Source organism: Nocardioides marinisabuli, assembly GCF_013466785.1.
GTDB lineage: Bacteria > Actinomycetota > Actinomycetes > Propionibacteriales > Nocardioidaceae > Nocardioides > Nocardioides marinisabuli.
Map to the genome: position 1 here is coordinate 2,176,834 of NZ_CP059163.1, position 25,325 is coordinate 2,202,158.

Below are 25,325 nucleotides of genomic sequence, written 5' to 3' on the forward strand. Positions count from 1 at the left end.
ACAGCGCGTTGGCTCGGTAGGCCTCGACCAGTTCGGCGTCGGTGACCGGGCACGCCAGCCAGCGGTAGTAGGGCTGGCGGGCGATCCTGAGTACCCGGCACGTCACCGTGACGGGAACCCCGTCAGCGGCCAGCTCGCGGACGAGCGGGTACATCATTTTCCCGGTGGGTTCGCCTGCGAGAGGTAAGCCGCAGCACGGCGCAGGACCTCGTTCTCCTGCCCGAGCAACCTGATCCGCTTCTTCGCTTCACGAAGCTCTGCGTTCTCTGCTGCGGTGGTCCCGGGCTTGATGCCGTCCTCGACATCGGCGCTCATGAGCCAGCTGGTGTGGCAGGACTCGCTGTTGCCGAAGTCGGCAGCGATCTGCTTGAGGTGGACACCCGGCTCGCGGTCCCTCGCCACGCGAACGATGTCGTCGCGGAACTCCTTGGGATAGGACTTGGGCACGGTGCACATCCTTCCAGCGGTACCTCTCGGCACCACAGATCAGATGTCACCTATCCGTGCAGCAGTCCCGCTCGCGCATCAGATCGGGAGAAGCTTTGGCGAGGGCTTCGCCCAGCAGACGTGCAGGGTCGACAATGTGGGGAGCGGTCATCGTGGTGGTCCTCGAGGATTCGGTAGAAGGTTGACTCGAAGGATCACGCGGTGGCCGCGTCTGCGTCTGGAGCACACGCCGGTGACGATCTCGGCTACCGCGCTACACCACTATCGGGGACTCAACTAGGGCCACACGGTCGAGTCGATCTGCCGAGTCCTGCGCGAGCAGGGCCGCCAGATCGCCGCGAGGTCCTACCGAGAATGGACGCGAGCCAACCGACAGGTGCCTGCGCGCACCCTCAGCGACGCCACGGTCATCGACCTCGTGCGCGACATCGTGTGGCAGGTCGACCACCAAGGGGTGCGTCTGATGACGCCCGAGGGTCTCTACGGGCGCCGGAAGATGACCGCGACAGTGCGGCGACGTAGCTCCGGTGGATCGCTGGGGGCGGTAGATCGGGCCATGCTGTCCCTTGCCCTGTAAGGGGTTCAGCGCTCGAAAGGCATCCGGGCCACCATCCCCGGCAAGGACGACAGCCGTGCCGGTGACCTGCTGGATCGCGACTTCACCGCCGTCGCCCCGAACCGGACCTGGGTCATGGACTCTCAATGCCGACATCGGCATTGCAGATCGGTGACCCAAGTGCGGTTCGGTGCCGCGGCGCTCAAAGTGCTCGAGCAGGTCCCCGGCCCGTGTGCCGTCCTTGGCCGGGATCATGGTCCGGACGCCCTTGTCGCGCCGCACCCCCGGCAGGCTCAGGGTGCGAGCGCCCGGTCCACGCTGCCCGCTGAGGCGTCGGCTCCCGTGGTGCGGCGCAGGTAGGCGGTCATCTTCCGGCGCCCGTAGGACCCCTGCGGTGTCAGCTTGCGCGCCACGACGTCGTCGGTGTCGTCCTTAGTGGACCAAGCGGTGCCGCGCACCGCGTCCACGTCGTGGACATCCGAGACGGTCCGGGCCGCGACGTGACGTCCGGGTCGTTTCCAACTGCGGAAGGTCCGCGCGGCGATCTGCCAGCCCTGCTCACGCAGGACCCGGCAGATCGACTCGACCCCGTAGCCCTCGGCTCTCATGGTGTCGAGAATGAAATGATCAGCGGTGGCGGGGGTCGAACTCCCGGCGAACAAAGTGGCTGCGGGCCGAAGATATCGACGTCCTCGAGCAGCCGACGATTCCCGGCCTGCAGCGCCTCGCTCCCAGCCCGCTCCCCGCTGTTCGCGCCAGCGCGTTGACCGCCGTCAGATCTGGGCGTGGAGCACCCAGCGGCGCACCGACCCCTTGCCGACCCTCACATGTTTGGCTACCACCGCCGCCGGCAATTCAGCGAGGGCACTCGCCCTGCTGTTCGTTGATCAGACGTACAGCCCTGGCCTTCACCTCCTGGTTGTTCTTCTTCGGCATGGTGCCTGTCCTTCGGGACTCAAACAGGGCGACATCAAACCTGGGGCGCCTTAGGGTTGACTAAGTTACCGACGAAATGCGGCTCGACTTTTCACCCTATAGACGACACCCAGTCCTGAACCCTTGCACTGAAAGCGTCTCGTGAAAAAGTGCGAGCATTGGCCAGGCAGGCTTCTTGCTCCCATGCATGGTCTAGTGCGGTCCTTGTCGCGTCTACCATGTCATCTAACGACAGTGAAGACGACAGTACGCCGGTTTTACCCTGAATGACGGTGTCGAGCAAGCCACCTTGGGCGGGCCCAACTACCGGCGTTCCGGCGGCCTGGGCCTCGACCGGGATTATGCCGAAGTCCTCCACGGTTGGAAAAAGAAGTAACCGCGACGCCCGAAAAAGGTGCCGTAACTCCGTATCGCTAGCCCGTGGATAGAAGGTTACGTTGGCGCCTAGTTCAGCAGCCAAGCTCCGCAAATTCGTTTGCATCGGTCCGCGACCCACGATGGTCAATTGCTCGTTGAGGCTATGCGCTATCCGAATGGCCAGATCAAAGCCCTTGTAGGGGATGAGTCGGCCAACCGCAACCAGTCCTTCACGCTGGGCAGCGCCTAAGTCCTTCGCGAAGAAGTCTACGTCAACGGGGGGCGGGATGACTACGGCTTCTCTGTCGTATATCTGGGCGATTCGAGCGGCGACTGTGCTTGAGTTGGCGGCGAAAGAGTCAACCCATCGAGTCGACTGAAGATCCCAACTTTTGAGTGCCGCACGTGCAGGTCGAAGAAAGGGCGAAGATGCCCGCGCGTCAATTTCAGGATTCCAGACATACCGCATCGGTGCGTGCACGTAGCAGAAGTGTAGTGCGCTTCTGCCAGGCCGGAATCCCTTGACGCAGGCGTGGCTCGAGGTGAGGACGCGATCGTATTGGTTATGCTTGCCCAGCATGCGCCAAGCTAACGGCATTAGGGGCAAACTGAAATTTCGATTGTCTCGAAGAAAATCAACTCTGTCGATAAAGCTAGTCTCTATAGGCCGACCTTGAGTCTCGAGAGGAACTCCAGGCGTGTGTGTCAATGAGTACAAGTCGGCCTGGGGGTAGATGTCGGCAAGGGCCTCGAATACCTTTTCGCTTCCAGCGCGCGCCGATATCCACTCGTGTGCAATTGCGGTGTGCAAAACGGTGCTACTCTCATGTGAGGGTCAAACTTACAAGTTGCTGATCGGAAACTGGCGAGCGGCGGTCCATCGAGGTAGATAGCCGCGCCTGCGCCGGTAAAGTGGCCTGCTGAGGGCTCGGTTGTCGCGCCGCTCAAAGAATTGCCACTTTGACAACGCCTCGCAGTCCTGGCGCCTACTGTTGGCCGACCGTCCTGCAGCGACATCGCTGTTGTGCGGGTCCGGGTTGTCTCTTCGTCACTTGAATGGCAGAGCGCTTGCGTGCGCCGAACGCTGACTGGACGCCCGTACTCAGTAGGCTCCTCGACTGCTGAGCACAGCCCCAACGGTTCGACCTAAAATGGAAAGATCTTGGAGCATCGACCAGTTGTCAACATAGTAGAGGTCGAGGCGCATTGCTTCCGCGACCGTCAGGTCGTTGCGACCAGAGACCTGCCATAGGCCAGTCATGCCGGGACGTACGTGCAGTCTGCGACTCATCGAGTCGTCGTACAGCGCCACTTCACGTGCGACCTGCGGACGAGGCCCGACTAGGCTCATCTGTCCCAAGAAGACGTTGAACAATTGCGGAAGTTCGTCCACCGAAAGTCGGCGCATCCACCGACCGGGTGGAGTGATGCGCGGGTCGTCCTTCATCTTGAAAAGCAGCGCTGACGCGCCGTTCTCTTCTTGTAGATCTGCGACTAGCGATTCGGCGTTCTGCACCATAGTGCGGAACTTGAAGCATGCGAACTCATCGCCATTGCGACCCACGCGGTTGTGACGAAAGAAGATTGGGCCGCGGTCGTAGAGTCTTATCTGCAACGCTATCAACAGAAATAGGGGTGCGAAGGCGCAGATCAAAGCGGCTGAACCGATAAGGTCGAAAGTGCGCTTACCCCATCGGGAGGCGTCGCTCCAGGTTGGTGGCTCGATGTGCATGAGCGGAAGGCCGCCGACGGGCCGGATCGTGATCCGCTCGTTCGAGATGTCGGTGACGCTGGGCGCGATGACTACTTGGACCTGGTCCTGTTCGAGGTCCCACACGACCTTACGGAACTGAGCCGAAGAGCCTACGGCGCCACCGGCGAAAAAGAGTGCATCCGCGCGGTGATGCTTGACCAATGAGGTGGCCTCGTTGGCGTTTCCGAGGACAGGAAGACCGGTCGCCGTCTCCTCGCTGAGGTCGTACTCGGGAGTGAGTGCTCCGATGACCTCATAGCCTAGCCAAAGCTCTCGACCCAAGACGCCTGCGACCTCGTCGATATGGGACCGAGTGCCTGCTATTAGAACTCTTTGGCGGAGCAGTCCACGACGTCGAGCTGTGTGGAGCGCTCGACGAAGCAGGAAGCGTCCCAGAAAAAGGGCGGGAATGCCGAGGCCGTAGGCAAGGACGAAGAATCCTCGAGATAGGTCGAACTTCAACAAGTACGATCCCACGCCCGTGGCCCCAGCCGCCAGTAGGCTGGCGTTCAGCACGCGCCGGTACTCATCGGTGCCGGCGCCGAACACGTCATGGTGGTACGAGCCAAGGATCATAAGGGTCACGATCCAGCCGGTGATCATCAGGGGACCGGCGATGACTAGTTGCTGCTCTACCGATGCGGAGGACGCAAAGACGTCGAGGTAGCGGCGCCCAACGATGGCAACCAAGCCCACCACGGTCATCAGGACAACGTCGATGATGAGCGCCGAGGTCGGCAGGTAACGCAGCATCCGGCTGGGGGTCGCGGGCGTCGCGGATGAGACTGACTGCGTGTGCTCGGACGTGGTGGTCACGTCAACTCCCCATGGTGCTGTAGAACGACGGCTGAGCGCCGGAGACGCGCCGACTTTACGCTTCGAACGGCTCAGGTGCATATCGCGGAGATGAACCCGCTGTAAATTGCCTCACCGCTCTGGACCGGCTCGTCGGGTGGGACGCGCGACCTAGTCGCAGCGGCGGCGCCGTACGCTCACCGCCGTGAGCGAGGAGACCCCCGACCTGCTGGTGACCCGAGGTGACGGCGTGGTGGAGGTGACCTTCGACCGGCCGCAGCGGCACAACGCCTTCACCCGCGACATGTATGGCGCGCTCAAGGACCTCTGCGCCGAGCTGCGCCAGACCCCCGACGTGCGGGCGCTGGTCCTGCGCGGCGCCGGGGGACGGGCGTTCGCGGCCGGCAACGAGATCTCCGACTTCCTCGAGCAGGACCCGGTCGCCTACGAGGACTGGATTCGCGAACTGCTCGAGTCGCTCTTCTCCCTGCCCCAGGTCACCATCGCCGCCATCGACGGCGTCTGCGTGGGCGGGGGACTGGCCGTGGCCACGCACTGCGACCTGCGGATCGCCACCGCTGGCTCCCGCTTCGGCTACCCGATCGCCCGCACCCTCGGCAACGCCCTGGCTGCCTCGATCGTCTACCGCTGCGCCACCGTCTTCGGTGAGCCCATCACCCGCGAGATGCTGCTGGCCTCCCGGCTGGTCAGCGCCGACCGGGCGTACGCCGTCGGGGCGCTGATGAGCGTCACCGAGGACCTCGACGCCGAGCTGGCCACGATCCTCGACGGGCTGCGCGCCGCCTCACCGGTCACGCTGCGGGCCACCAAAGGCCAGCTGCTCGATCGCGCCCAGCGGCTCGAGGCCTCGCCAGCCGGGGACACCGACCTGCTGCGCGAGGTCTACACCGGCCCCGACTTCGCCGAGGGGGTGCGGGCGTTCCTGGCCAAGGAGAGGCCCGCGTTCGGACGCTGAGACGAGCCTGAGACAGTAGGTGCGCGTCGACGCGACCGGTTGGCGCGGAGTCCTGGGGGATGGAGTAGGCCCATGCGAGTGCTGTTCGGTGCGACACCCAACGACGAGGTCAGCGACGACGACCTGACGACGCTCTACGCCTCGGAGGCCAGCGCCGCCAAGCCGTGGATGCGCTGCAACATGGTCAGCACCGTCGACGGCAGCGCCACCGGTGCCGCCGGTGACTCCGGCTCCATCAACAACGACGCCGACGGCCGGGTCTTCCACACCCTGCGCGCGCTCGCTGACGTGATCGTCGTCGGCGCCGGCACCGCTAAGGCCGAGCGCTACGGGCCCACCGACCGGCCGATCGTGCTGGTCAGCCGCAAGGCCCAGGTGCCCGAGTCGCTGCGCGACGCGCCCGCCGGGTCGGTCTACCTGGCCACCTGCTCGCGCTCCGACGGCGTCGACTCCGCCCGCGAGATCCTCGGCGAGGAGCACGTGCTCACGCTCGGCTCGCACCGCGTCGACCTGCCGCTGCTCAAGAAGGAGCTCGCCGAGCGGGGCTGGGTCAACCAGCTCTGCGAGGGCGGCCCCCACCTGCTGCGCGACCTGGTCTTCCAGGGCTGCGTCGACGAGCTGACCGCCACCACCGTGCCGCAGCTCGTGGGCGGCATCAACGGCCGGATCACCGAGGGCGCGCCGATCCAGACCGAGCTCGACCTGACCCTGCTGCTCGAGGACCACGGCACGCTGCTCGGTCGCTGGCGCGTCAAGAACTAATCACGCAGACTGGCGACCGGCTCGCTCTCGGATCTCGGGGGAGCCGACCACCCACGACGAGACGGACACGATGACTCGCTCCCGCCTGGCCGTGCTGGCCGCCACCGCGATGGCCGCCGGCTTGCTGCCCGCCCTGTCCATCACCGGCTCCGCCGCTGCCGCGCCGATCACCCTGCGCGCCGCGTCCGACGCCGACGACATCTTCACCACGCTGCCGGGCTTCGAGCCCGACGGTGACCGGGTGCGGGTCGAGGCCTCCGACTTCGCCGCCGTGCGGGTCGACCTCGGCGCCGCCCGCCGCGCCCTGGCCGGGCGCCGCAGCGCGTCGCCAAGCGCGGCGAGGTCTTCGAGCTGCCCACCCCCGACGGCGACACCGAGCGGTTCTCGGTGCACCGCACCACGGTGATGGAGCCCGAGCTGGCCGCCGCCCACCCCGAGCTGCGCACCTACGCCGGGCAGTCGCTGGACACCCCCGGGCGCAGCGTCGCCCTCGACATCACCCCGCTCGGACTGCACGCCTCGGTGCGCGGGCCCGGCGGCGACTACCTCGTCGACCCGGCGTACGACGGGCGCGGCACCACCGAGCACGTCAGCTACTACACCAAGGACGCCACCACGCCGGTGCCCGACCTGCTCGAGCAGGAGGAGCCGCGCGACATCAGCGCCCGCGTCGCCACCCGCGCCGCCGACGACGAGGCCGGGGAGCCGGTCACCCGACGCACCTACCGGATCGCGATCGGCAACGACCCGTCGTACGCGGCGTACTTCGGCACCGAGAACGTGATGGCCGAGAAGGTCACGCTGATGACCCGGGTCAACCAGGTCTACAACGACGACCTCGGCATCCGGATGGTCCTGATCAACGACTCCGAGGACCTCAACTTCGACACCGAGGCCAAGGCCCAGGGCCCCGACGGGCCCTGCGGTGCGGCCCCCTGCTTCGACCCGCCGGTCGGCGACCCGGAGAGCGACGACTACGAGCCCGGGATGCTGGAGTACTGCAGCCCCGGCGCGCTCGGGCGGATGCGCACCGTGCTTGGCCAGGTCGTGGGCGCCGACGCCTACGACCTCGGTCACCTGGTGCTCGGCGTCAACGGCGGCGGCGTCGCCTACCTCGGCGTCGTCGGCCAGGACTACTCCTCGGGCGGCTGCACCGGCCTGCCCGAGCCGCGCGGCGACTTCTTCGCCATCGACTACGTGGCCCACGAGATCGGCCACCAGTTCGCCGGCAACCACACCTTCAACGGCACCAAGGGCGCCTGCGGCGGCAATATCGCCGACGCCTCCGTCGAGCCCGGCTCGGGCTCCTCGGTGATGGCCTACGCCGGCATCTGCGGCACCGACGACCTGCAGCCGCACACCGACCCCTACTTCTCCCAGCTCACCGTTGCTGAGGTCACCTCGTTCGTGACCGAGCGGGTGCGCTCGGCCTACGAGGTGCAGACGGTCTCGCTACGCGGCTTCGACAGCCCCGGCGACTCCTTCGACATCAGCTTCGGTGACGAGACCCGCACCCTGACCCGGGGCGAGAACTACAACCGTCCCGGCGTCGAGGCCGCGGTCGAGGAGGTCACCGGCGTCAATGTGCGGATCGCGCGCTGGGGCTACGACGCCTACAGCGACTTCTCCCAGGCCATCGCCAACCCCGGCGTGCCCAGCGACGCCGGCTTCCAGGTGATCTTCAACGACGAGCTCGACCCCTTCGGCGGCGGCACCGGCACGCGCAAGAACTACACCTCGCTCGCCGTCACCGGCGCCGGTGACGTGACCGGCTTCGTCGGTGAGACCGCCAAGGGCGGCCCGGCCTCCAACCGCGGCGACCAGGTCGCGGTGACGGCCAACCACAAGCCGGTCGTCGACGCCGGCAAGAACCGGGTCATCCCCACCCAGACCCCCTTCGAGCTGAAGGGCTCGGCGACCGACGCCGACGCCGATCAGGACCTGACCTACCTGTGGGAGCAGAACAACACCGGCCTGGGCACCGCGCTGACCAACAACCGGAAGCGCTTCGGCCCGCTCTTCCGGGTCTTCAGCGACAATGCGGTCGTCACCGACGAGGCGGCCCTGCTCAGCCCCTCGCCCGGCCAGAACAGCGCCGGCTCCAGCGCCACGCGCAGCTTCCCCGACCTGGCGCAGGTGCTGCGCGGCGTCACCAACGCCAAGACCGGCACCTGCCCCACACCGAGGATCGACACCGAGGCCGAGGAGACCGCCGGCGAGCCGATCCTCACCGACGACGAGCTCGACTGCTTCTCGGAGTTCCTGCCTACCCGCGATTACCAGGGCACCGGCTCCGACCGCGGCCGCAAGCTGGTCTTCCGGCTCACCGCCCGCGACGGCTTCACCGAGGGCGGTGGGTCGTCGTACGACGACGTCAAGCTGCGGCTGAAGAAGAAGGCCGGACCGTTCCTGGTCAAGAACTTCGACGACGGCGAGACCATCAAGGGCGGCAAGAAGGTCCGGATCGCCTGGGACGTCAACCGGACCAAGTCGCTGGCCAAGAAGGTGCGCATCAAGCTCTCGACCGACAACGGCGAGACCTGGAGCAACGTCGAACGCAAGACCGCCAACGACGGCGCCGTGCGGGTCAAGATTCCGGACGTGACCGCCGAGAAGGCGTGGTTCAAGATCGAGGCCCGCGGCAACATCTTCTACGACGTCAACGACCAGGCCTTTTCGATCGAGTAGGTGCCTCGTCGGGGCTCCGAGGGTGAGGTGGGTGCCTTGCTCGCTGGGTCTCGACGACACTCGTCGCTGGCGCTCCTCGTTGCTCGACCAACGGTGGGCTGGCCTGCCTAGGCTGGGGGAGTGAGCACCTCGACCCCGACCCGCACCTCGACCTGGCCCATCGCCGCCGCGGTCTCGCTCGGCTTCGTGGCGCTGTTGTGGGTCCTCGAGATCGGCGACCAGCTCACCCCCGGCGCCACGCTCGACGACAACGGCATCCGGCCGCGCACCGACGAGGGCCTGGTCGGGGTGCTGCTGGCGCCGCTGCTGCACGGCAGCTGGGGCCACCTGATCAGCAACTCCGGGCTCGCGCTGCTCCTGTTCTTCCTCGTGCTCGTCGGGAGTGTCTCGCGCGGCCTGCTCGCCACCGCCGTCATCTGGGCGGTCGCCGGGCTGGGCACCTGGCTCGTCGCCGGCTCCGGCACCAGCCACATCGGCGCCTCCGGGCTGGTCTTCGGGTGGCTGACCTACCTGGTCGTGCGCGGCTTCTTCGCCCGCAGCGCGGGGCAGATCGTGGTCGGGCTGGTGCTGTTCCTGATGTACGGGTCGATCCTGTGGGGCGTGCTGCCCGGGCAGCCTGGGATCTCCTGGCAGGGGCACCTCTTCGGGGCCCTCGGAGGGGTGCTGGCAGCGAGACTGCTGGCGCCGAGTCGGGTGGCTACTCGCTGATCTGCAGTGCCGCGCGGCAGTAGTCGACCAAGGCGACGTCGGCCTCCACCGGCTCGAAGCCCGTCGACTCCAGCTTGGTCAGGTCGAGGACGCTGGTGGCCGGGCGGGGCGCCGCCTGCTTGCCCTGCATGTAGTCCGCGGTGCTGATCGGCGTCACATCGCTCGCAGACCGGCCGGCCAGCTCGAAGATCCGGCCGGCGACGTCGGCCCATGACGTCGCGGCTCCACCGTTGGAGACGTTGTAGGTGCCATACGAGGCACCGGTGTCGACCAGGTGCCTGGTCGCCCGCGCGAGCTCGGCGGCGAAGGTCAGACGACCCACCTGGTCGTCGACCACGGACGGGCTCACCTTTCGTCCGGCGAGGTCGAGCATGGTGCGGACGAAGTTGCGTCCCTCGCCCACGACCCACGAGGTGCGCAGGAGGTAGTGGCGGTTCGCGGTCGCCACGGCCAGGTCGCCCGCAGCCTTGCTCTGGCCGTAGACCCCCAACGGGCTGAAGGGCTCGGACTCGTCATGGACGCGCGAGCCGTCGAAGACGTACTCCGAGGAGTAGTGCACCAGCGTGAACCCGTGCTCGGCCGACAGTGCGGCCAGGGTCGCCGGTCCACGGGCGTTGGCTGCCCAGGCGGAGCGTCGGCCATCGGGGGTCTCGGCGTCGTCGACGGCGGTATAGGCGGCGGCGTTGACGACCAGCCCGTAGTCCGACCACGGCCAGGCTGCCAGTGCCGCGTCGTCGGTGAGGTCGAGGGCCAGGACTCCGCTGGCCTCGTCGGCGCGACGACCGGCCAGGTCGGCCTGGGGGAACTCGGCAGCCAGCGCGCGTCCGAGCTGTCCGGTGGCTCCGATGATCAGCGTCTTGAGCGGCCCTACCGGCTCGACGGCGTCGAGGGTGGGGTTGGCACGGTCCTTGTCGGAGACCTCAGCTTCGTCGAGGCTGATCGGCCAGGGGATGGCAGCCGTCGGGTCGCCCAGGTCGAGGGCGGGGTAGCGGATGCCCGGTCGCCAGTGGGCGTTGACCAGGTAGCTGTAGACGGTGTCGTCCTCGAGCGCCTGGTAGCTGTTGCCGACGCCCCGGGGCACGAACACCGCCACCGCGGGGTCGAGCTCGAGGTGCACGGTCGCGCCGAACGTGGGCCCCTCCCGCATATCGACCCAGGCGGCGAAGACACGCCCGGCGGCGATGGAGACCAGCTTGTCCCACGGCTCGGTGTGGATGCCGCGGGTGGCGCCGCGGTGGGCGTTGTAGGACATGTTGTTCTGCACGGGGCCGAAGTCGGGCAGGCCGGCTGCCACCATCTTCTCGCGCTGCCAGTTCTCCTTGAACCAGCCACGCGAGTCCTCGTGCACCGGCATCCGGACCACGAGCAACCCAGGGATCGCAGTGGCCTCGACGCTCAGGGCGGCGGGGGAGTCAACCATGGGTCACTGCCCCTTCGCGGCGTACGTCGCCTCGACGCCGTCCTTGTGGGGGCGCCACCAGCTCTCGTGGTCGACGTACCACTCGATGGTCTTGGTCAGCCCGGCCTCGAAGTCGGCGAACCGGGGCTGCCAGCCCAGCTCGTCGCGCAGCCGCGTGGAGTCGATGGCGTAGCGCAGGTCGTGCCCGGCCCGGTCGGTGACGTGGTCGAAGTCGTCGGCGGGGCGACCGAAGTGGCGCAGGATCAACTCGACCACGTCGAGGTTGTTTTTCTCCCCGTCGGCGCCGATCAGGTAGGTCTCGCCGATCTGTCCCTCGTTGAGGATCGTCCACACAGCCGAGGAGTGGTCGTCGGCGTGGATCCAGTCGCGGACGTTGAGGCCCGCGCCGTAGAGCTTGGGGCGCTGGCCGGTGATGACGTTGGTGATCTGGCGGGGGATGAACTTCTCGACGTGCTGCCAGGGGCCGTAGTTGTTGGAGCAGTTGGAGATCGTGGCCCGGACGCCGAAGCTGCGTACCCACGCGCGCACGAGCAGGTCGGAGCCGGCCTTCGTGGCGCTGTAGGGGCTGCTGGGGTTGTACGGCGTCTCCTCGGTGAACCGCTCGGGGTCGTCGAGCTCGAGGTCGCCGTAGACCTCATCGGTGGAGATGTGGTGCAGCCGCGTGCCGGCCCGTCGCACCGCCTCGAGGATCGTGTAGGTGCCGACGATGTTGGTCTGCACGAACGGCGAGGGGTCGCTCAGGGAGTTGTCGTTGTGCGACTCGGCCGCGTAGTGCACCACCGCGTCATGCTCCCCCACGAGCCTGTTCACGAGGTCGGTGTTGAGGATGTCGCCCACGACGAGGTCGACCCGATCCTCCGGGAGTCCGTCGAGGGACTCGCGAGTGGCCGCGTAGGTGAGCTTGTCGAGGACGGTCACGCGGGCGTCGGTGTGCTCCACCAGGTGGTGCACGAAGTTCGAGCCGATGAAGCCGGCGCCGCCGGTGACGAGGATGCGATCCATGGGGCGCAGCCTAGAGATCTGAGGTTGCCCTAGGGTAAACGCCATGCGCGGCATCATCCTGGCCGGTGGGACCGGTTCTCGCCTCCACCCGATCACGCTCGGCATGAGCAAGCAGCTCGTGCCGGTCTACGACAAGCCGATGATCTACTACCCGCTCTCTACGCTGATGCTGGCCGGCATCCGCGACATCCTCATCATCACCACCCCTCACGAGGCTGAGCTCTTCACGCGGCTGCTGGGCGACGGCAGCCAGTTCGGCATCAACCTGACCTACGCCGTGCAGCCCAGCCCCGACGGGCTCGCCCAGGCTTTCACCATCGGTGCCGACCACGTGGGCGACGAGCCGGTAGGGCTGGTGCTCGGCGACAACATCTTCTACGGCCCGGGGATGGGCCACCGGCTCAGCCGGTTCGCCGACCTCGACGGCGCAGCTGTCTTCGGCTACAGGGTGGCGGACCCCACTGCCTACGGTGTCGTCGAGTTCGACGAACGGAAGCGCGCCATCTCGCTCGAGGAGAAGCCGACGCACCCGCGCAGCCACTACGCCGTCCCCGGGCTGTACTTCTACAGCCCCGACGTCGTCGACTACGCCCGCGACCTCAAGCCTTCTGACCGCGGCGAGCTCGAGATCACCGACCTCAACCGCATCTACCTCGAGCAGGGACGCCTCCAGGTCGAGGTGCTGCCGCGGGGCACCGCCTGGTTGGACACCGGCACCTTCGACTCGCTCAACGACGCCAGCAACTTCGTGCGCACCCTCGAGCACCGGCAGGACACGAAGATCGGTGCACCGGAAGAGGTCGCGTGGCGGGCTGGCTTCCTGACTGATGAGGAGCTCGTTGCCCGAGCGGCGCCGCTGGTCAAGAGCGGGTACGGAAGCTACCTCCTCCGCATCCTCGAAGAGAAGTAGGCGACGACCCTGCCCTGCGTACGGGCATCGATCTCGGCGCTAGTGCGCGCTGGCTAGAGTCGCTGGCGTGGTGAGCCCTGGGGTCAAGGTCGCGCTGGTGCCGGGCGTGCTGGCGTTGCTGCCGGCGTACGCCGGGCGGGTCGACCCGGTAGCGGAGCTGCGGGCTGCTGCTCAGGCTGCAGTGCAATGGCTGGGCCCCGATGTCCAGGTCGTTGCTGACGCGCAGGGGATGCGGGTGGCTGAGGCGCTGGGTGTGTCATCGGGTCTCTACGACGCTCGTCGCCGGGGCTCCTGGCTGCTCGACCAACGGAGCGGTGGTTTCGAGACGGTTGTTAGCGCAACCTCCTCAACCTCCGTGGGCGGGACGAACGTTCTTGTCGTCGCCAACGGGTCGGCTCGTCGGTCGGAGAAGGCGCCGGGGCACCTGGACGAGCGGGCGCAGGGGTTCGACGCCGACGTCGAGAAGGCGCTTCGCTGCGGCGATGTCGAAGCGCTGCGGGGGATCGACCGTGCACTGGCACGAGAGCTGATGGTTTGCAACATCGATGGGCTCGCCGACCTCGGGAAGGTCCTCCCGCCCGGCCTCACGGCCGAGGTCGACTACGCCGACGACCCGTTCGGGGTGCAGTACTGGGTGATGCGCTGGAGCGCAGACCGACCCTAGGGCTGCGCGGCAGCGACGTCGGTCACGAAGCCCTGAGGAAGCGACGCTCGAGGAGCTGATCGGGCTGTTCTGCGACCCACGCAAGGCGGAGCAGGCCGAGCGTCGGTGCACGCGGCACCGCCGTCGACAGGGCCACCGCAGCCCGGCGTCAGCCGATGCCGCCGCTGCCTGAGGCGGACAACTCCTGCGCGTCGAGGCGCCGGCCTGGCCTGCCCAGCCACGCGGGAACATCCCGACAGAAAGACCTCTGCCACACCCTTGACTGACGCGTCAGTTAAAAGTTTGGACAAGTCATTGACGCGGGGCGCGCCACAAGTGTTAATTGACGCGTCAGTCAAAGTGACCGCCATCACGAGATGGGGATCACGTCACGAAGGAGGCTCGATGGCCCAGGCGGTCGCAACTGCAGCCCCCCGACGGGTCGTTCGTCGGGTGCCGGACCGGTGGGCGCTGGTCGCGCTGCCGACGGTGGCGATGCTGCTGGTGGTCTTCGTGCTGCCGATGGCCACCATCGTGTGGCGCAGCGTGACGCTGCCCGAGCCGGGCCTGGCCAACTTCACCGCGGTCCTGACCAACCCGACCTACCGCACGGTTCTGGTCAACACGCTGCAGATGGCCGGCCTGACCACCGTCTTCTGCGTGCTGCTCGGATACCCCTACGCCTACCTGATGGTCAAGGTCGGCGACGGGCTGCGGATGCTGCTGCTGCTCTGCGTGGTGGTGCCCTTCTGGACCAGCCTGCTCGTGCGCACCTTCGCCTGGATCCTGCTGCTGCAGGACACCGGCCTGGTCAACGAGGCGCTCATCAGCGCCGGCGTCGTCGACTCGCCCGTCTCGCTGATTCGCACCATGCCCGGTGTCGTGATCGGCATGGTCCACATCCTGCTGCCCTACTACGTGCTGCCGATGTACGCCCAAATGCGCAAGATCGACCTCAGCCTGATGACCGCTGCCGAGTCGCTCGGCGCCCCGCCGCGCCGCGCCTTCTGGAAGGTATTCGTGCCGCTCTCGCTGCCCGGCCTGATCTCCGGCGCCACTCTGGTCTTCCTGCTTGCCCTCGGCTTCTACGTCACCCCCGCCCTGCTCGGCAGCGGCTCCACCCTGGTGATCGGCGAGCTGATCGTGCAGCAGATCTCCGGGGTCCTCAACTGGGGGGTCGGCTCGGCGCTCGCGGTGGCCCTGCTGGTGATGACCCTGACCCTGCTCGGTGTCGTCGCGCGGTTCACGCGCGGCGTCATGGACCCCACGACGGAGAGCTGAGATGACACGCCTCGGACGCATCGCCCTGGGACTGATGGTCGCGCTGACCGCCGCCTACCTCATGCTGCCCAGCCTCGTGGTCATCCCGATGTCCCTGACCTCCGGGCGCAGCCTCAGCTTCCCGCCCGACGGGCTGTCGCTGCGGTGGTACCAGGAGCTCCTCGACGACCCGTCGTGGCTGCAGGCCTTCTTCAACAGCGTCAAGGTCGCCCTGCTGACCGCCGTGTGCGCCACCGTGCTCGGCACCGCCGCGGCCCTGGGGCTGCACCGCAGCCGCTTGCGCGGCACCGCCGCCGTCGCCCTGCTGGTGCGGGCCCCGCTCGCGGTCCCCTACGTCGTCCTCGGCATCGCGCTGTACGCCGTCTTCCTGCGCTGGGGGCTCACCTCGACGCTGCTCGGCTTCGTGCTCGCCCACACCGTGCTGGCCATCCCCTACGTCGTGATGTCGGTGCTGCCGTTGCTCGGCAGCCTCGACGAGGGCATCGAGAAGGCCGCGGCCACGCTGGGCGCCACCCCAGCGACCGTCTTCCGCAGCGTGACCCTGCCGGCCCTGGTGCCGGGCATGATCACCGGCGCCTTCTTCAGCTTCATCATCTCCTTCGACGAGGTGGTGGTCGCGATCTTCCTCGGCGGCGTCGGCTTCGAGACCCTCCCGCTGCGGATGTGGTCGGGCGTGCGGGTCTCCATCGAGCCCACCATCGCCGCGGTCGCCACCGTGCTGGTGCTCACCAGCACCCTCGTCCTCCTCGCCGGCTACACCGGCCGTGCCCTGTCCAAGCAGATCGTCGAGCGCCGCTCGCGAAAGGTGACCGCATGAGCTCCCAGACCACCCTCGACCCCGACACCACGACCGGGTCGGCGGCCGGCGGCCCCACCAGCGCCGGGGCGTCCATCTCGCTGCGCGGAGTCAGCCGGCACTTCGGCGACGTCGTGGCCCTCGACCACGTCGACCTCGACATCGCCTCGGGCGAATTCATGACACTGCTCGGCGCCAGCGGCTCGGGCAAGTCCACGATGCTCTCGCTCATCGCCGGCTTCGACGACCCCACCTCCGGCGTCGTCGAGGTCAACGGCCGAGCGCTCAACGGTGTGCCGCCGCACAAGCGCGACATCGGCATGGTCTTCCAGAACTACGCGCTCTTCCCGCACATGAGCGTCGCCGACAACATCGCCTTCTCGCTCAAGCAGCGCAAGGTGCCCAAGCGCGAGATCACCCAGCGCGTCGGCGAGGCCCTCGAGGTCGTCGAGCTCGGCGGCCTCGGCCGCCGCCGCCCCGCCGCGCTCTCCGGCGGCCAGCGCCAGCGCGTCGCCCTGGCCCGCGCCATCGTCTTCCGCCCCCAGATCCTGCTGATGGACGAGCCGCTGGCCGCCCTCGACAAGCGGCTGCGCGAGCAGCTGCAGATCGAGCTCAAGCGCATCCACGCCGAGCTCGGCATCACCTTCGTCTTCGTCACCCACGACCAGGAGGAGGCGCTGGCGATGTCCGACCGCATCGCCCTGGTCCACGGCGGGCGCATCGAGCAGCTCGGCTCGGTCGAGGAGATCTACGAGCGTCCGCGCACGGCGTACGCCGCCGACTTCATCGGCGAGTCCAACCTCTTCGAGGGCACGCTGGTCCAGCAGGCCGGCGACTGCCGCGTGCGCACCGCCGACGGCGACCTGCGCGCCGCGGCCGGCCACGGCCGCGCCGGGCAGGACGGCGCCCTGCTGGTGCGCCCCGAGAAGCTGCAGGTCTGCGCCGCCGGCGACCAGCCGGGCTCCGGCAAGGACGTCGTGGCCGCCACCGTCGAGACCGTCACCTACCTCGGCTCGGCCACCCGCGTCGACGCGCGGACCGCCTCGGGCCGCCACGTCGTCGCCCGGGTGCCCGCCGAGCTGGCCGGCCGGCTGCGCCCCGCCGAGTCGATCTCGATCTGCTGGGAGCCCCGCGACGCCTGGCTGATCCCGGCCCCCGCGACGGACCAGGCGCAGGGAGCCGGCCGTGCCCGATGACGCTGCTGACCCCCGAGCGCACGCTGGAGCGCCGCGGCGTCGCGCTGGCCTCGCTCTCGGTGCTGGTCTACGCCCTGATCCCGGTCGGGATCGCGCTGGCGGTGAGCGACGGGGTCCCGCTGCCGGCGATCTACGCCGGGCGGACCGTGCTGGCGCTGGGCGTGGTGGTGCTGCTGGCACGACGGCTGCGGCGCCCCGGCTCGCGCAGGTGGACCCCCCGGCCGGGCGACCGACGTCGCCTGGCGCTGGTGGGCGGGTCGGCGTACTGCGCGCAGATGGTGCTCTACTTCGCCTCGCTGACCCGGCTCGACGTGTCGGTGGCGGGGGTGCTGGCCTACGCCTACCCAGCGCTGGTGGCCCTGGGGGCCGTCGGGGTCGGGCTGGAGCGGCTGGGCGCGCGTCAGCTGGTCTCGCTCGCGCTGTCGATGCTGGGGATCACCCTGGTCGTCGGCACCGGGGCGCCGAGCTCGATGGACCCGCTGGGCGTGCTGATGGCGCTGGGGTCGGCGGTGGCCTACGCCGTCTACATCCTGAGCACCAGCGGCCCCTCCTCGAGGGTCGGTCCGCTGGCCTCCAGCGCCTGGGTGCTCACCGGGGCGACGGTCATCTCCGTGGCCCTGCTGGCGGTGTGGCCGCCCGGCCCCTTCCCGCTTCTCGCGGGCACCGGGTGGCTGCTGCTGCACGGGCTGGTGCTGCTGCCGGTCGCGGTCACCTGCTTCCTGGTCGCGCTCTCCTCGCTGGGAGCGGTGCGGCTCTCGATCTTCGACACCCTGCAGCCCGCGATCACGGCCCTGGCCGGCGTCGTCGTGCTGGGGGAGCGGCTGGGCTGGTGGCAGGTCGCCGGAGCCGCGCTCGTGCTGGTCGCCGCGGTGCGGGCCGTCTCGGGGGCGCGCCCGGCCCTGACCGACCGGCCGGTGCACGCCTGAGCCCGCAGCCCGCCCTCTCTGCTCTTTCTCGTCCCACCCCTCACCAAGGAGTCTCGTGAACACCACCCAGCAGGACATGACCGGCCAGGTCGCCCTGGTCACCGGCGGCGGCAGCGGCATCGGCCGCGCGCTGGCCCACGAGCTGGGCCGGCGCGGTGCGGCCGTCGCGGTCATGGGCCGACGCCCGACGCGCTCGAGGAGACCGTCGCCGAGCTGCGCGAGCACGGGGTGACGGCGATGGCGGCCGTGGCCGACGTCCGCGACCAGGACCGGGTCGTCGAGGCGGTCGCCGAGGTCGAGGACGCGCTCGGCGGCATAGACCTGCTGGTCAACAACGCCGCCGGCAACTTCGTCGCGCCCGCCGAGAAGATCTCGCCCAACGGCTTCCGGGCCGTGGTCGACATCGTCCTCAACGGCACCTACCTGCTCACCAGCCTGGTGGGTCGCCGCGCGATCGACGCCGGCCGCGGCGCCACCGTCCTCAACGTGGTGGCCACCTACGCCTGGCACGGCCACCCCGGCACCGTGCACAGCGCCGCCGCCAAGGCCGGCGTGGTCGCGATGACCCGCACCCTCGCGGTCGAGTGGGCCCGCCACGGCATCCGCGTCAACTGCATCGCCCCCGGACCCACCGAGACCGCCGGCGCGGGCGCCGCGCTGTGGGCCAGCGAGGCCGAGCGCGAGCGGGTGGTGGCCTCGGTGCCGCTGGCGCGCTTCGCCTCCCCCGAGGAGGTGGCGCGGTGCGGTGCCTTCCTGCTGTCCTCGGACGCCGCGTACGTCACCGGCGAGGTCTTCACCATCGACGGCGGGCAGTGGCTGGGCCGCCAGGTGTACGGCGACCCGGTCGCCGGGTAGCAGCAGGGTTCGAGCAGGTCCGAGCACGGTCAACGACGAGGAGCAGGCAGATGGGTCAGAGCAGGTCGCGCGAGACGCGACGCCTGGAGATCGTGCGGGCGGCGTGGGAGCTGGTGGCCGAACGCGGCGTCGACGCCGTGCGCGTGCAGGACATCGCCGCCAGGGTCGGCACCAGCACCGGCACCATCCACTACTACTTCCACGACCGCGCCGACATCCTCGCCGCCGCCCTGGAGTTCTCGGCCAAGCGCTTCGCGCGCCGCAAGGCCGACCAGGTGCCCGAGGAGGTGACCTACCTCGAGCGGATCTTCGCGCTCATCGACTCGCAGCTGGTCGGGGAGGCCACCCGCCAGGAGTGGGCGGTCTGGATCGAGTTTTGGGGCGAGGCGACCCGTCAGCAGCGCTTCGCCGACCTCAACCACGACGTCTACACCCAGTGGCGGGCCCTGATCGCCGACCAGGTCCGCGGCGGGCAGCAGGTGGGGGAGTTCCCCGACGACGTCGTGCCCGAGGACTTCGCCGCCGACCTGATCGCCCTCATGGACGGGCTGGGCATCCAGACCACGCTCGGCGGGCCGGGCATGTCGCCCGACTACATGCGCCAGCGCCTGCGCCACTACGCCGAGCGGCTGCTCGGCGTCCGCGTCTGAACCGGCGCCGCCTCCAGCAGGTGGCACGCCGGACTCGGGACCGGGTCGGTCTTTGACTGACCAGTCAATCAAAACATCCTCAGCAGCACCAGCACTCAAGGAGCACCACATGCGCAAGGGAATCGCAGTCATCGCCGTCGGGTCGCTGGCGGCCCTCGCCACCGCGTGCGGCGGGGCCGACGGCAGCACCGGCGAGAAGGCCCTGACCTACGTCTCGTGGGGCGGGGCCCTGCAGGAGGCGCAGACCTCGGCCTTCCTCGACCCCTTCGCCGAGCAGGCCTCGGTCACGGTCCGCCAGGACTCGCCGACCGACTACGCCAAGCTCAAGGCGCAGGCCGAGTCCGGCTCGGTCGAGTGGGACGTGGTGCAGGTCGAGCCCTACATCGCCGAGCGCGGCTGCGAGGAGGGCTGGCTCACGCCGCTGCCCGACTCGGTGCGCTCCGAGGGCCTGATGGAGGAGTTCGCCTCCGAGTGCGCCGTGCCGGCCTTCCAGTACGCCTTCGTCATCGGCTACAACACCGACCAGTTCCCCGACGAGCACCCCACCACCTGGGGCGAGTTCTTCGACACCGAGGCCTTCCCGGGCAAGCGCGCCTTCTGGAAGTTCTCCTCCAGCGGCATCCTCGAGGCCGCGCTGATCGCCGACGGCGTCGCCCCGGACGCGCTCTACCCGCTCGACCTCGACCGGGCCTTCGCCAAGCTCGACACCATCAAGGACGACATCGTCTTCTACGACACCGGCGAGCAGCAGACCCAGCTCGTCGCCAGCGGCGAGGTCGCCATGGTGCAGGCCTGGAACGGGCGGATGTACGACGCCATCACCAACGACGAGCCGGTCGGCCTGGAGTGGGGCGACCACCTGGTCGTCAGCGAGACCTGGGTGGTGCCGAAGGGCGCGCCGCACGAGGCGCAGGCGATGGAGTTCCTCGAGTACGCCACCGGTGCCGAGCCGCAGGCCGCGCTGAGCAAGTACATCCCCTACTCGCCGATCAACGAGGACGCCGTCGACCAGGTCGACGCCGAGATGGCCCCGTACCTGCCCACCAGCCCCGAGAACGCCGAGCAGGTCTCGACCTCCATCGACTACTCCTGGTACGCCGAGAACTTCGACGAGGTCAACCAGCGCTTCAACGACTGGCTGCTGACCCTCTGAGCCGGCCCGCGCCGCTCCCACCTGCCCACGCCCGCACTGCCGCGAAGGAGCAACCACGGTGACCGTCCGTGCTGCCCACACCCTCTACGACGCCCGACACGTCGCGATCGTCGGCGCCTCCGCCGACCCCGCCAAGTGGGGCTACTGGCTCAGCCGCGGGGCCCTGTCCTCCGACCTCCGGGTCAGCTTGGTTAACCGGCGCACGCCGCCGGTGCTGGGCCGGGAGACCGTGGCCTCGCTGGCCGAGCTGGCCGACACCCCCGAGCTGGTCGTGCTGGCGACCCCGCCGGCGCACTTCGAGGCCTCCCTCGACGAGGCGCTCGGGGCCGGGGCGCGGGCGGTGGTGGCCATCACCGCCGACGTCTTCGACGACGCCGTGCACCGCGAGCGGGTGGTGCGACGGGTCCGCGAGGCCGGTGCGGTGCTGCTCGGGCCCAACTGCATGGGCCTGTCCGACACCGCCCGGGGCCTGCACCTGATCTGGGGCGAGCTGCCGCCGGGTCCCATCGGGCTGGTCTCGCAGAGCGGCAACCTCGCCCTCGAGATCGGCGAGCTGGCGCAGGGTGCGGGGCTGGGGATCTCCCGGTTCGCCTCGGTCGGTGACCAGGCCGACCTGCGCGCCCACGACCTGGTGCCGGCCGTCGCGGCCGGCGAGCAGACCAAGGTCGTGGCGATGTACGTCGAGGACGTCGGTGACGGCGACGCCTTCGGGCAGTGCCTGGCCGAGGTGAGCGCCGCGGGCACCCCGGTGGTGGTGCTGGCCGCCGGCGGCAGCACCGCCGGCGCGCGGGCGGCGGCCTCGCACACGGGGTCGATGGTCTCGGGCGACATGGTGATGGACGCGGTGTGCCGGGCCGCCGGAGCGGTGCGGGTGCACTCGCCCGGCGAGTTGGTCGACGTCTGCAGCCTGCTCGTCGCCGACGCCGCGCGGCGCCCGCTGGGCAGGCGGGTGGGGGTGATCGCCGACGGCGGTGGCCACGGCATCGTGGCCAGCGACGCCGCCGAGCGGTACGGCTTCGAGGTGCCGGCCTTCGGCGAGGAGCTGCAGGAGCGCCTCGAGAAGCACATGCCCTCCCGGGCCTCGGCCGCCAACCCCGTCGACATGGCCGGTGGGGAGCGCGAGCTGGTCACCTTCTCCCGGCTGGTGGCCGACTGCGCCGACTCCGGCGAGGTCGACTCCATCCTGGTCTCGGGCTACCTGGGTGCCTACGGACGCGACTCCGCCGAGCGCGCCCAGGAGGAGCTGCGCACCTGCGCCGAGATCGCCGACACGGTCGCGCGCACCGGCGTCCCGGTGCTGGTGCACTCCCTGGCCGCCGACTCCGACTCCTCGGCCGACCTGCGTCGTCGCGGCGTGCCGGTCTTCGCGCGGGTCGAGCAGGCCACCCAGGCCCTGGCCCGCGTGGCCGGGCGTCGGCCGGCCGCCTGGCCCGCACGCGTCGCCCGAGACACGGTCGCCGACACCGACGCCTACACCGCCGCGCGCGGCCTGCTGGTCGACCACGGGGTCACCTTCCCCGAGGCCCGTGCCGTCGACACCGCCGAGCAGGCCGTCGAGGCCGCCGAGCAGATCGGGCACCCGGTGGTGGTCAAGATCCTCGGGGTCGACCACAAGACCGAGGTCGGCGGTGTCGGTCTCGACCTGCGCACCGCCGACGAGGTGCACGCCTTCAGCGACGACCTCCTGCACCGGCTGCCCCGGCACCGCCTGTCCGTCGAGCAGATGGTCGACCTCGGCGCCGGGACCGAGCTGATCGTGGGGGTCCGGCAGGACCCGCGCTTCGGGACCGTCGTGCTCGTCGGCGCCGGGGGCGTGCAGGCCGAGATCCTCGAGGACCGGGTCATCGGCCTCGGCCCCGTCGACGAGGCCGGTGCGCGCGACCTGCTGCGCCGGCTCTCGATCGCACCGCTCTTCGACGGCTTCCGCGGCCGACCCGCCCTCGACCTCGCCGCCGCCGCCCACCTCGTCGCCGCGCTCTCGCAGGCCGCCGACGCGGTGCGGGACGAGGTCAGCGAGCTCGAGGTCAACCCGGTGCTGGTCACCCCGACCGGCGCCGTCGCGCTCGACGCCCACCTGGTCCGAGGAGGACACCGTGGCTGACTTGGCCGCCGCCGGCACGATCGGCGCACCCTTCGAGGTGCGTGTGGAGGCCGGCAAGATCCAGGAGCTCGCCCACGCCCTGGGCAGCGAGCACCCGGCGTACCGCGGCGCCGACGCCGTGGCGCCGCCGACCTTCCTGACGGTGCAGAACTTTTGGGAGAAGTGGGCCGGCCCCGCGGCCGACCCGTGGCAGGCCGTCGGGCTCGACCCCGAGCGCGAATTGCACGCCGGGCAGGAGTTCGTCTTCCACGGCCCGCCCCCGCGCGCGGGCACGGTGCTCAGCGCCCGCTCGCGCATCGAGTCGGTGCGCGCCAAGACGGGCCGCGATGGCGGGCGGATGGTCTTCGCCGTGATGGTCACCGAGTTCCGTGACGAGGGCGGCCGCCTGGTCGCCGAGGCCACCTGCACCGGGGTCGAGACCCCGCCCAGCACCCAGGACACCGACGGAGGCACGTCATGACCGAGCTGCTCAGCGCTCCCGCGCCGACCCTGGTCGTCGTCGACCTGGCCGCCACCGTGCGCTACCAGGGCGCCTCCGGCGACTTCAACCCCCTGCACCACGACCCGGCCTTCGCGGCCGCTGCCGGCTACGACCGGCCGGTCGCGGTCGGCATGCACCTCGCCGGGCTGATGTCGACCTGGCTGACCGGCTGGTGCGACCCCGACGACGTACGCCGCTTCGCGGTGCGCTTCCGCGCCCCGGTGCTGGTCGGCGACGCCGTACGGGTCGGCGGCGAGGTCGTCGAACGCCGGTGGGCCGAGGACGGCGAGCGGCTCGTGGTCTCGCTCTGGTGCCGCCGGGTCGACGACGAGGCCACCGCCGTGACCGGCGAGGCCGAGTGCCTGGTCACCGACGGGAGGACGTCATGAGCGAGCGGACCAGGGTGCGACTGGAGGAGCACGGGCAGGTCCGCCTGCTCGTGCTCGACCGTGTCGACGCCCTCAACGCCATGGACCGCGCCATGCTCGCCGAGCTCGCCGACGTGCTCGCCGCGGTGGAGGCCGACCGGGAGGTCCGGGCCCTCGTGGTCACCGGCAGCGGCCGCGCCTTCTGCGCCGGGGCCGACATCGCCGAGGACAACCCGCTGAGCCTCGGCGTCGACGACGCCTGGACCGTCGCCGCCCACCGGGTGGTCATGGGCCTGCACCGGCTGCGGGTGCCGACGGTGGCGGCCATCAACGGGCTCGCCACCGGCGCCGGTCTCGACCTGGCGCTGGCCTGCGACACCCGGCTGGCCGCCGCCGGCACCTGGGTGGCCGAGGGCTACGTCGACATCGGCTACAGCCCCGACGCCGGGGCGACGTACCTGCTGCCGCGGCTGGTGGGGCCCTCTCGGGCCGCCGAGATGATCCTGACCGGGCGCCGGGTGCCGGCCGAGACCGCCGCCCAGTGGGGCCTGGTCTCCGAGGTGGTCGCCCCCGACGAGCTGCTCGAGCGCGCGCTCGGGCTCGCCGCGCAGATGGCGGCCAAGCCGCCGGTCGCCGTCGAGCTCGCCAAGCGGCTGCTGGCCACCAACACCGGCGCCACGCTCGAGGAGGCGCTGCGCAACGAGCTGGTCGCAGGCCGGGTCTGCGGCGCCACCGCGGACCACGCCGAGGCGGTGCGCGCCTGGGGCGAGCGTCGCGACCCCGTCTTCGAGGGGCGGTGAGCACGATGCTGCAGCGCACGGTCCCCTCGGCCCTGGTGACGACGCAGCGGCGCGGTGAGCTGCTCCTCGTCGGTCTCGACCGGCCGGCCAAGCTCAACGCGCTGTCCACCGAGCTCGAGCAGGCACTGCTCGACGTGCTGGTCGCCGCGACGACCTCCGACGCCCGAGCAGTGGTCCTGCACGGCACCGGTCGGTCGTTCTGTGCCGGCGCCGACACCTCCCAGCTGGCCCGGGACCCCGCCCAGGTGGCCGCCTACTACCGCAGCTCGGGCCGGGTGCACGAGGCCCTCGCCGGTCTCGGTGTGCCCACGGTCGCCGCGCTGCACGGCCACTGCCTCGGCGGCGGCCTCGAGCTCGCCCTGGCCTGCGACCTGCGCGTCGCCGACACCACCGCCGTCCTCGGGCTGCCCGAGGTCGGCCTGGGCATCCTGCCCGGCTCCGGCGGGCTGACCCGACTGACCCGGATGCTCGGCCCCGGGCTGGCCCGGCGCCTCATCCTGCTCGGCGAGCGAATCGACGCCGAGCAGGCCGACGCCTGGGGGCTGCTCGCGGCCGTCGTGCCCGAGGGCGAGGCCCTCGCCCGGGCCTGCGAGCTCGCCGAGCGGCTCGCGGCCACCCCCCGACACGTCCACGAGTGGGCCTGCCGGGCCATCGACGCGGCCAGCGAGGCGCCGGCAGCGACCTCGTTGCTGGTCGAGCAGCTCGCCTACGCCGCCCTCAGCGACGCCCACTGACCCCCACCGCCCACGCCACACCCAAGGAGCA

At 69.9% G+C, this 25,325-nt stretch carries 24 protein-coding genes and 2 pseudogenes; 20 read left to right on the top strand and 6 right to left on the bottom strand.

The genetic code is table 11. The features are described from left to right. Positions 1-153: 153 nt before the first annotated feature. Positions 154-447 carry a hypothetical protein gene (locus H0S66_RS10405; protein WP_179615325.1) on the bottom strand — a complete coding sequence of 98 codons (294 nt, stop codon included), beginning with the start codon at positions 445-447 and terminating at the stop codon, positions 154-156. Between the two features lie 280 nt (positions 448-727). Here H0S66_RS10405 and H0S66_RS20465 point away from each other — a divergent pair. Continuing rightward, a pseudogene (locus H0S66_RS20465) lies at positions 728-1,144 on the top strand (IS3-like element ISPfr13 family transposase); the annotation flags it as partial. 152 nt (positions 1,145-1,296) lie between these two features. On the opposite strand, the gene H0S66_RS10410 reads toward H0S66_RS20465, so the two are convergent. The 3 genes from H0S66_RS10410 to H0S66_RS10420 all read right to left on the bottom strand — a co-directional run bounded on the left by H0S66_RS10410 (position 1,297) and on the right by H0S66_RS10420 (position 4,865). Then, positions 1,297-1,611: a hypothetical protein gene (locus tag H0S66_RS10410; protein WP_179615326.1), complete on the bottom strand. Its 315-nt coding sequence runs from the start codon at positions 1,609-1,611 to the stop codon at positions 1,297-1,299. Positions 1,612-2,030: 419 nt separating this feature from the next. Then, positions 2,031-3,107, bottom strand: coding sequence for a glycosyltransferase (locus H0S66_RS10415; protein ID WP_179615327.1), 1,077 nt, complete (start codon positions 3,105-3,107; stop codon positions 2,031-2,033). Positions 3,108-3,398: 291 nt separating this feature from the next. Then, on the bottom strand, positions 3,399-4,865 hold the full coding sequence (locus H0S66_RS10420) for a sugar transferase (protein WP_179615328.1): 1,467 nt from the start codon (positions 4,863-4,865) through the stop codon (positions 3,399-3,401). Between the two features lie 184 nt (positions 4,866-5,049). On the opposite strand from H0S66_RS10420, the gene H0S66_RS10425 reads away from it, so the two are divergent. The 5 genes from H0S66_RS10425 (at position 5,050) to H0S66_RS10445 (ending at position 9,978) form a co-directional block, all read left to right on the top strand. After that, complete coding sequence (locus H0S66_RS10425; RefSeq protein WP_179615329.1) at positions 5,050-5,820, top strand: enoyl-CoA hydratase-related protein; 771 nt, start codon at positions 5,050-5,052, stop codon at positions 5,818-5,820. 72 nt (positions 5,821-5,892) lie between these two features. Then, positions 5,893-6,582, top strand: a complete 690-nt coding sequence (locus tag H0S66_RS10430) for a dihydrofolate reductase family protein (protein ID WP_179615330.1) — start codon at positions 5,893-5,895, stop codon at positions 6,580-6,582. 70 nt (positions 6,583-6,652) lie between these two features. Further along, on the top strand, positions 6,653-6,988 hold the full coding sequence (locus H0S66_RS10435; RefSeq protein WP_180923566.1) for a hypothetical protein: 336 nt from the start codon (positions 6,653-6,655) through the stop codon (positions 6,986-6,988). After that, positions 6,970-9,270, top strand: a complete 2,301-nt coding sequence (locus H0S66_RS10440) for a reprolysin-like metallopeptidase (protein ID WP_180923569.1) — start codon at positions 6,970-6,972, stop codon at positions 9,268-9,270. Before H0S66_RS10435 ends, H0S66_RS10440 begins: the two co-directional genes overlap by 19 nt. 120 nt (positions 9,271-9,390) lie before the next feature. After that, the gene (locus H0S66_RS10445) at positions 9,391-9,978 is read left to right on the top strand and encodes a rhomboid family intramembrane serine protease (protein ID WP_179615332.1); all 588 of its coding nucleotides are present in this window, start codon (positions 9,391-9,393) and stop codon (positions 9,976-9,978) included. On the opposite strand, the gene H0S66_RS10450 is transcribed toward H0S66_RS10445, so the two are convergent. Then, positions 9,968-11,398 carry a sugar nucleotide-binding protein gene (locus H0S66_RS10450; protein ID WP_179615333.1) on the bottom strand — a complete coding sequence of 477 codons (1,431 nt, stop codon included), beginning with the start codon at positions 11,396-11,398 and terminating at the stop codon, positions 9,968-9,970. The two genes, H0S66_RS10445 and H0S66_RS10450, sit on opposite strands and share 11 nt — an antisense overlap. A 3-nt stretch (positions 11,399-11,401) precedes the next feature. Then, on the bottom strand, positions 11,402-12,400 hold the full coding sequence (rfbB, locus tag H0S66_RS10455) for a dTDP-glucose 4,6-dehydratase (RefSeq protein ID WP_179615334.1): 999 nt from the start codon (positions 12,398-12,400) through the stop codon (positions 11,402-11,404). A 43-nt stretch (positions 12,401-12,443) separates the two neighbouring features. On the opposite strand from rfbB, the gene rfbA reads away from it, so the two are divergent. The 14 genes and pseudogenes from rfbA (at position 12,444) to H0S66_RS10525 (ending at position 25,294) form a co-directional block, all read left to right on the top strand. Then, the gene (gene rfbA / locus H0S66_RS10460) at positions 12,444-13,310 is read left to right on the top strand and encodes a glucose-1-phosphate thymidylyltransferase RfbA (protein ID WP_179615335.1); all 867 of its coding nucleotides are present in this window, start codon (positions 12,444-12,446) and stop codon (positions 13,308-13,310) included. A gap of 67 nt (positions 13,311-13,377) precedes the next feature. After that, a complete protein-coding gene (locus H0S66_RS10465) occupies positions 13,378-13,974 on the top strand; it encodes a class III extradiol ring-cleavage dioxygenase family protein (RefSeq protein ID WP_258016857.1) in 597 nt (198 codons plus the stop codon). A gap of 432 nt (positions 13,975-14,406) precedes the next feature. Beyond that, positions 14,407-15,234, top strand: a complete 828-nt coding sequence (locus H0S66_RS10470) for an ABC transporter permease (protein ID WP_218876284.1) — start codon at positions 14,407-14,409, stop codon at positions 15,232-15,234. Position 15,235: 1 nt separating this feature from the next. Next, complete coding sequence (locus H0S66_RS10475) at positions 15,236-16,051, top strand: ABC transporter permease (RefSeq protein ID WP_179615338.1); 816 nt, start codon at positions 15,236-15,238, stop codon at positions 16,049-16,051. Continuing rightward, a complete protein-coding gene (locus H0S66_RS10480; protein WP_179615339.1) occupies positions 16,048-17,226 on the top strand; it encodes an ABC transporter ATP-binding protein in 1,179 nt (392 codons plus the stop codon). Before H0S66_RS10475 ends, H0S66_RS10480 begins: the two co-directional genes overlap by 4 nt. After that, a complete protein-coding gene (locus H0S66_RS10485) occupies positions 17,223-18,152 on the top strand; it encodes a DMT family transporter (RefSeq protein ID WP_179615340.1) in 930 nt (309 codons plus the stop codon). The genes H0S66_RS10480 and H0S66_RS10485 overlap by 4 nt, the downstream gene beginning before the upstream one ends. Positions 18,153-18,228: 76 nt before the next feature. Then, positions 18,229-19,007: pseudogene (locus H0S66_RS10490) on the top strand (SDR family oxidoreductase). Between the two features lie 50 nt (positions 19,008-19,057). Next, a complete protein-coding gene (locus H0S66_RS10495) occupies positions 19,058-19,657 on the top strand; it encodes a TetR/AcrR family transcriptional regulator (protein WP_179615341.1) in 600 nt (199 codons plus the stop codon). A 109-nt stretch (positions 19,658-19,766) separates the two neighbouring features. Next, positions 19,767-20,810, top strand: a complete 1,044-nt coding sequence (locus tag H0S66_RS10500; protein WP_179615342.1) for an ABC transporter substrate-binding protein — start codon at positions 19,767-19,769, stop codon at positions 20,808-20,810. Positions 20,811-20,868: 58 nt separating this feature from the next. Next, complete coding sequence (locus H0S66_RS10505; protein WP_179615343.1) at positions 20,869-22,911, top strand: acetate--CoA ligase family protein; 2,043 nt, start codon at positions 20,869-20,871, stop codon at positions 22,909-22,911. After that, positions 22,904-23,371, top strand: coding sequence for an FAS1-like dehydratase domain-containing protein (locus H0S66_RS10510; RefSeq protein WP_179615344.1), 468 nt, complete (start codon positions 22,904-22,906; stop codon positions 23,369-23,371). Before H0S66_RS10505 ends, H0S66_RS10510 begins: the two co-directional genes overlap by 8 nt. Continuing rightward, on the top strand, positions 23,368-23,781 hold the full coding sequence (locus H0S66_RS10515; RefSeq protein ID WP_179615345.1) for a MaoC family dehydratase: 414 nt from the start codon (positions 23,368-23,370) through the stop codon (positions 23,779-23,781). Before H0S66_RS10510 ends, H0S66_RS10515 begins: the two co-directional genes overlap by 4 nt. Further along, positions 23,778-24,560 (top strand): enoyl-CoA hydratase/isomerase family protein, encoded by a 783-nt coding sequence (locus H0S66_RS10520; protein ID WP_179615346.1) that lies wholly within the window; start codon positions 23,778-23,780, stop codon positions 24,558-24,560. The genes H0S66_RS10515 and H0S66_RS10520 overlap by 4 nt, the downstream gene beginning before the upstream one ends. Before the next feature lie 5 nt (positions 24,561-24,565). Further along, a complete protein-coding gene (locus tag H0S66_RS10525) occupies positions 24,566-25,294 on the top strand; it encodes an enoyl-CoA hydratase/isomerase family protein (RefSeq protein WP_179617316.1) in 729 nt (242 codons plus the stop codon). Positions 25,295-25,325 lie beyond the last annotated feature (31 nt).

Excerpts from the sequence above, each read along its gene's own strand:
- H0S66_RS10410 (WP_179615326.1), bottom strand. The coding sequence starts at position 1,611 with ATGAGAGCCGAGGGCTACGGGGTCGAGTCGATCTGCCGGGTCCTGCGT.
- H0S66_RS10430 (WP_179615330.1), top strand. The coding sequence starts at position 5,893 with ATGCGAGTGCTGTTCGGTGCGACACCCAACGACGAGGTCAGCGACGAC.
- H0S66_RS10435 (WP_180923566.1), top strand. The coding sequence starts at position 6,653 with ATGACTCGCTCCCGCCTGGCCGTGCTGGCCGCCACCGCGATGGCCGCC.
- H0S66_RS10450 (WP_179615333.1), bottom strand. The coding sequence starts at position 11,398 with ATGGTTGACTCCCCCGCCGCCCTGAGCGTCGAGGCCACTGCGATCCCT.
- rfbB (WP_179615334.1), bottom strand. The coding sequence starts at position 12,400 with ATGGATCGCATCCTCGTCACCGGCGGCGCCGGCTTCATCGGCTCGAAC.
- rfbA (WP_179615335.1), top strand. The coding sequence starts at position 12,444 with ATGCGCGGCATCATCCTGGCCGGTGGGACCGGTTCTCGCCTCCACCCG.
- H0S66_RS10475 (WP_179615338.1), top strand. The coding sequence starts at position 15,236 with ATGACACGCCTCGGACGCATCGCCCTGGGACTGATGGTCGCGCTGACC.
- H0S66_RS10480 (WP_179615339.1), top strand. The coding sequence starts at position 16,048 with ATGAGCTCCCAGACCACCCTCGACCCCGACACCACGACCGGGTCGGCG.
- H0S66_RS10485 (WP_179615340.1), top strand. The coding sequence starts at position 17,223 with ATGACGCTGCTGACCCCCGAGCGCACGCTGGAGCGCCGCGGCGTCGCG.
- H0S66_RS10495 (WP_179615341.1), top strand. The coding sequence starts at position 19,058 with ATGGGTCAGAGCAGGTCGCGCGAGACGCGACGCCTGGAGATCGTGCGG.
- H0S66_RS10500 (WP_179615342.1), top strand. The coding sequence starts at position 19,767 with ATGCGCAAGGGAATCGCAGTCATCGCCGTCGGGTCGCTGGCGGCCCTC.
- H0S66_RS10515 (WP_179615345.1), top strand. The coding sequence starts at position 23,368 with ATGACCGAGCTGCTCAGCGCTCCCGCGCCGACCCTGGTCGTCGTCGAC.
- H0S66_RS10520 (WP_179615346.1), top strand. The coding sequence starts at position 23,778 with ATGAGCGAGCGGACCAGGGTGCGACTGGAGGAGCACGGGCAGGTCCGC.
- H0S66_RS10525 (WP_179617316.1), top strand. The coding sequence starts at position 24,566 with ATGCTGCAGCGCACGGTCCCCTCGGCCCTGGTGACGACGCAGCGGCGC.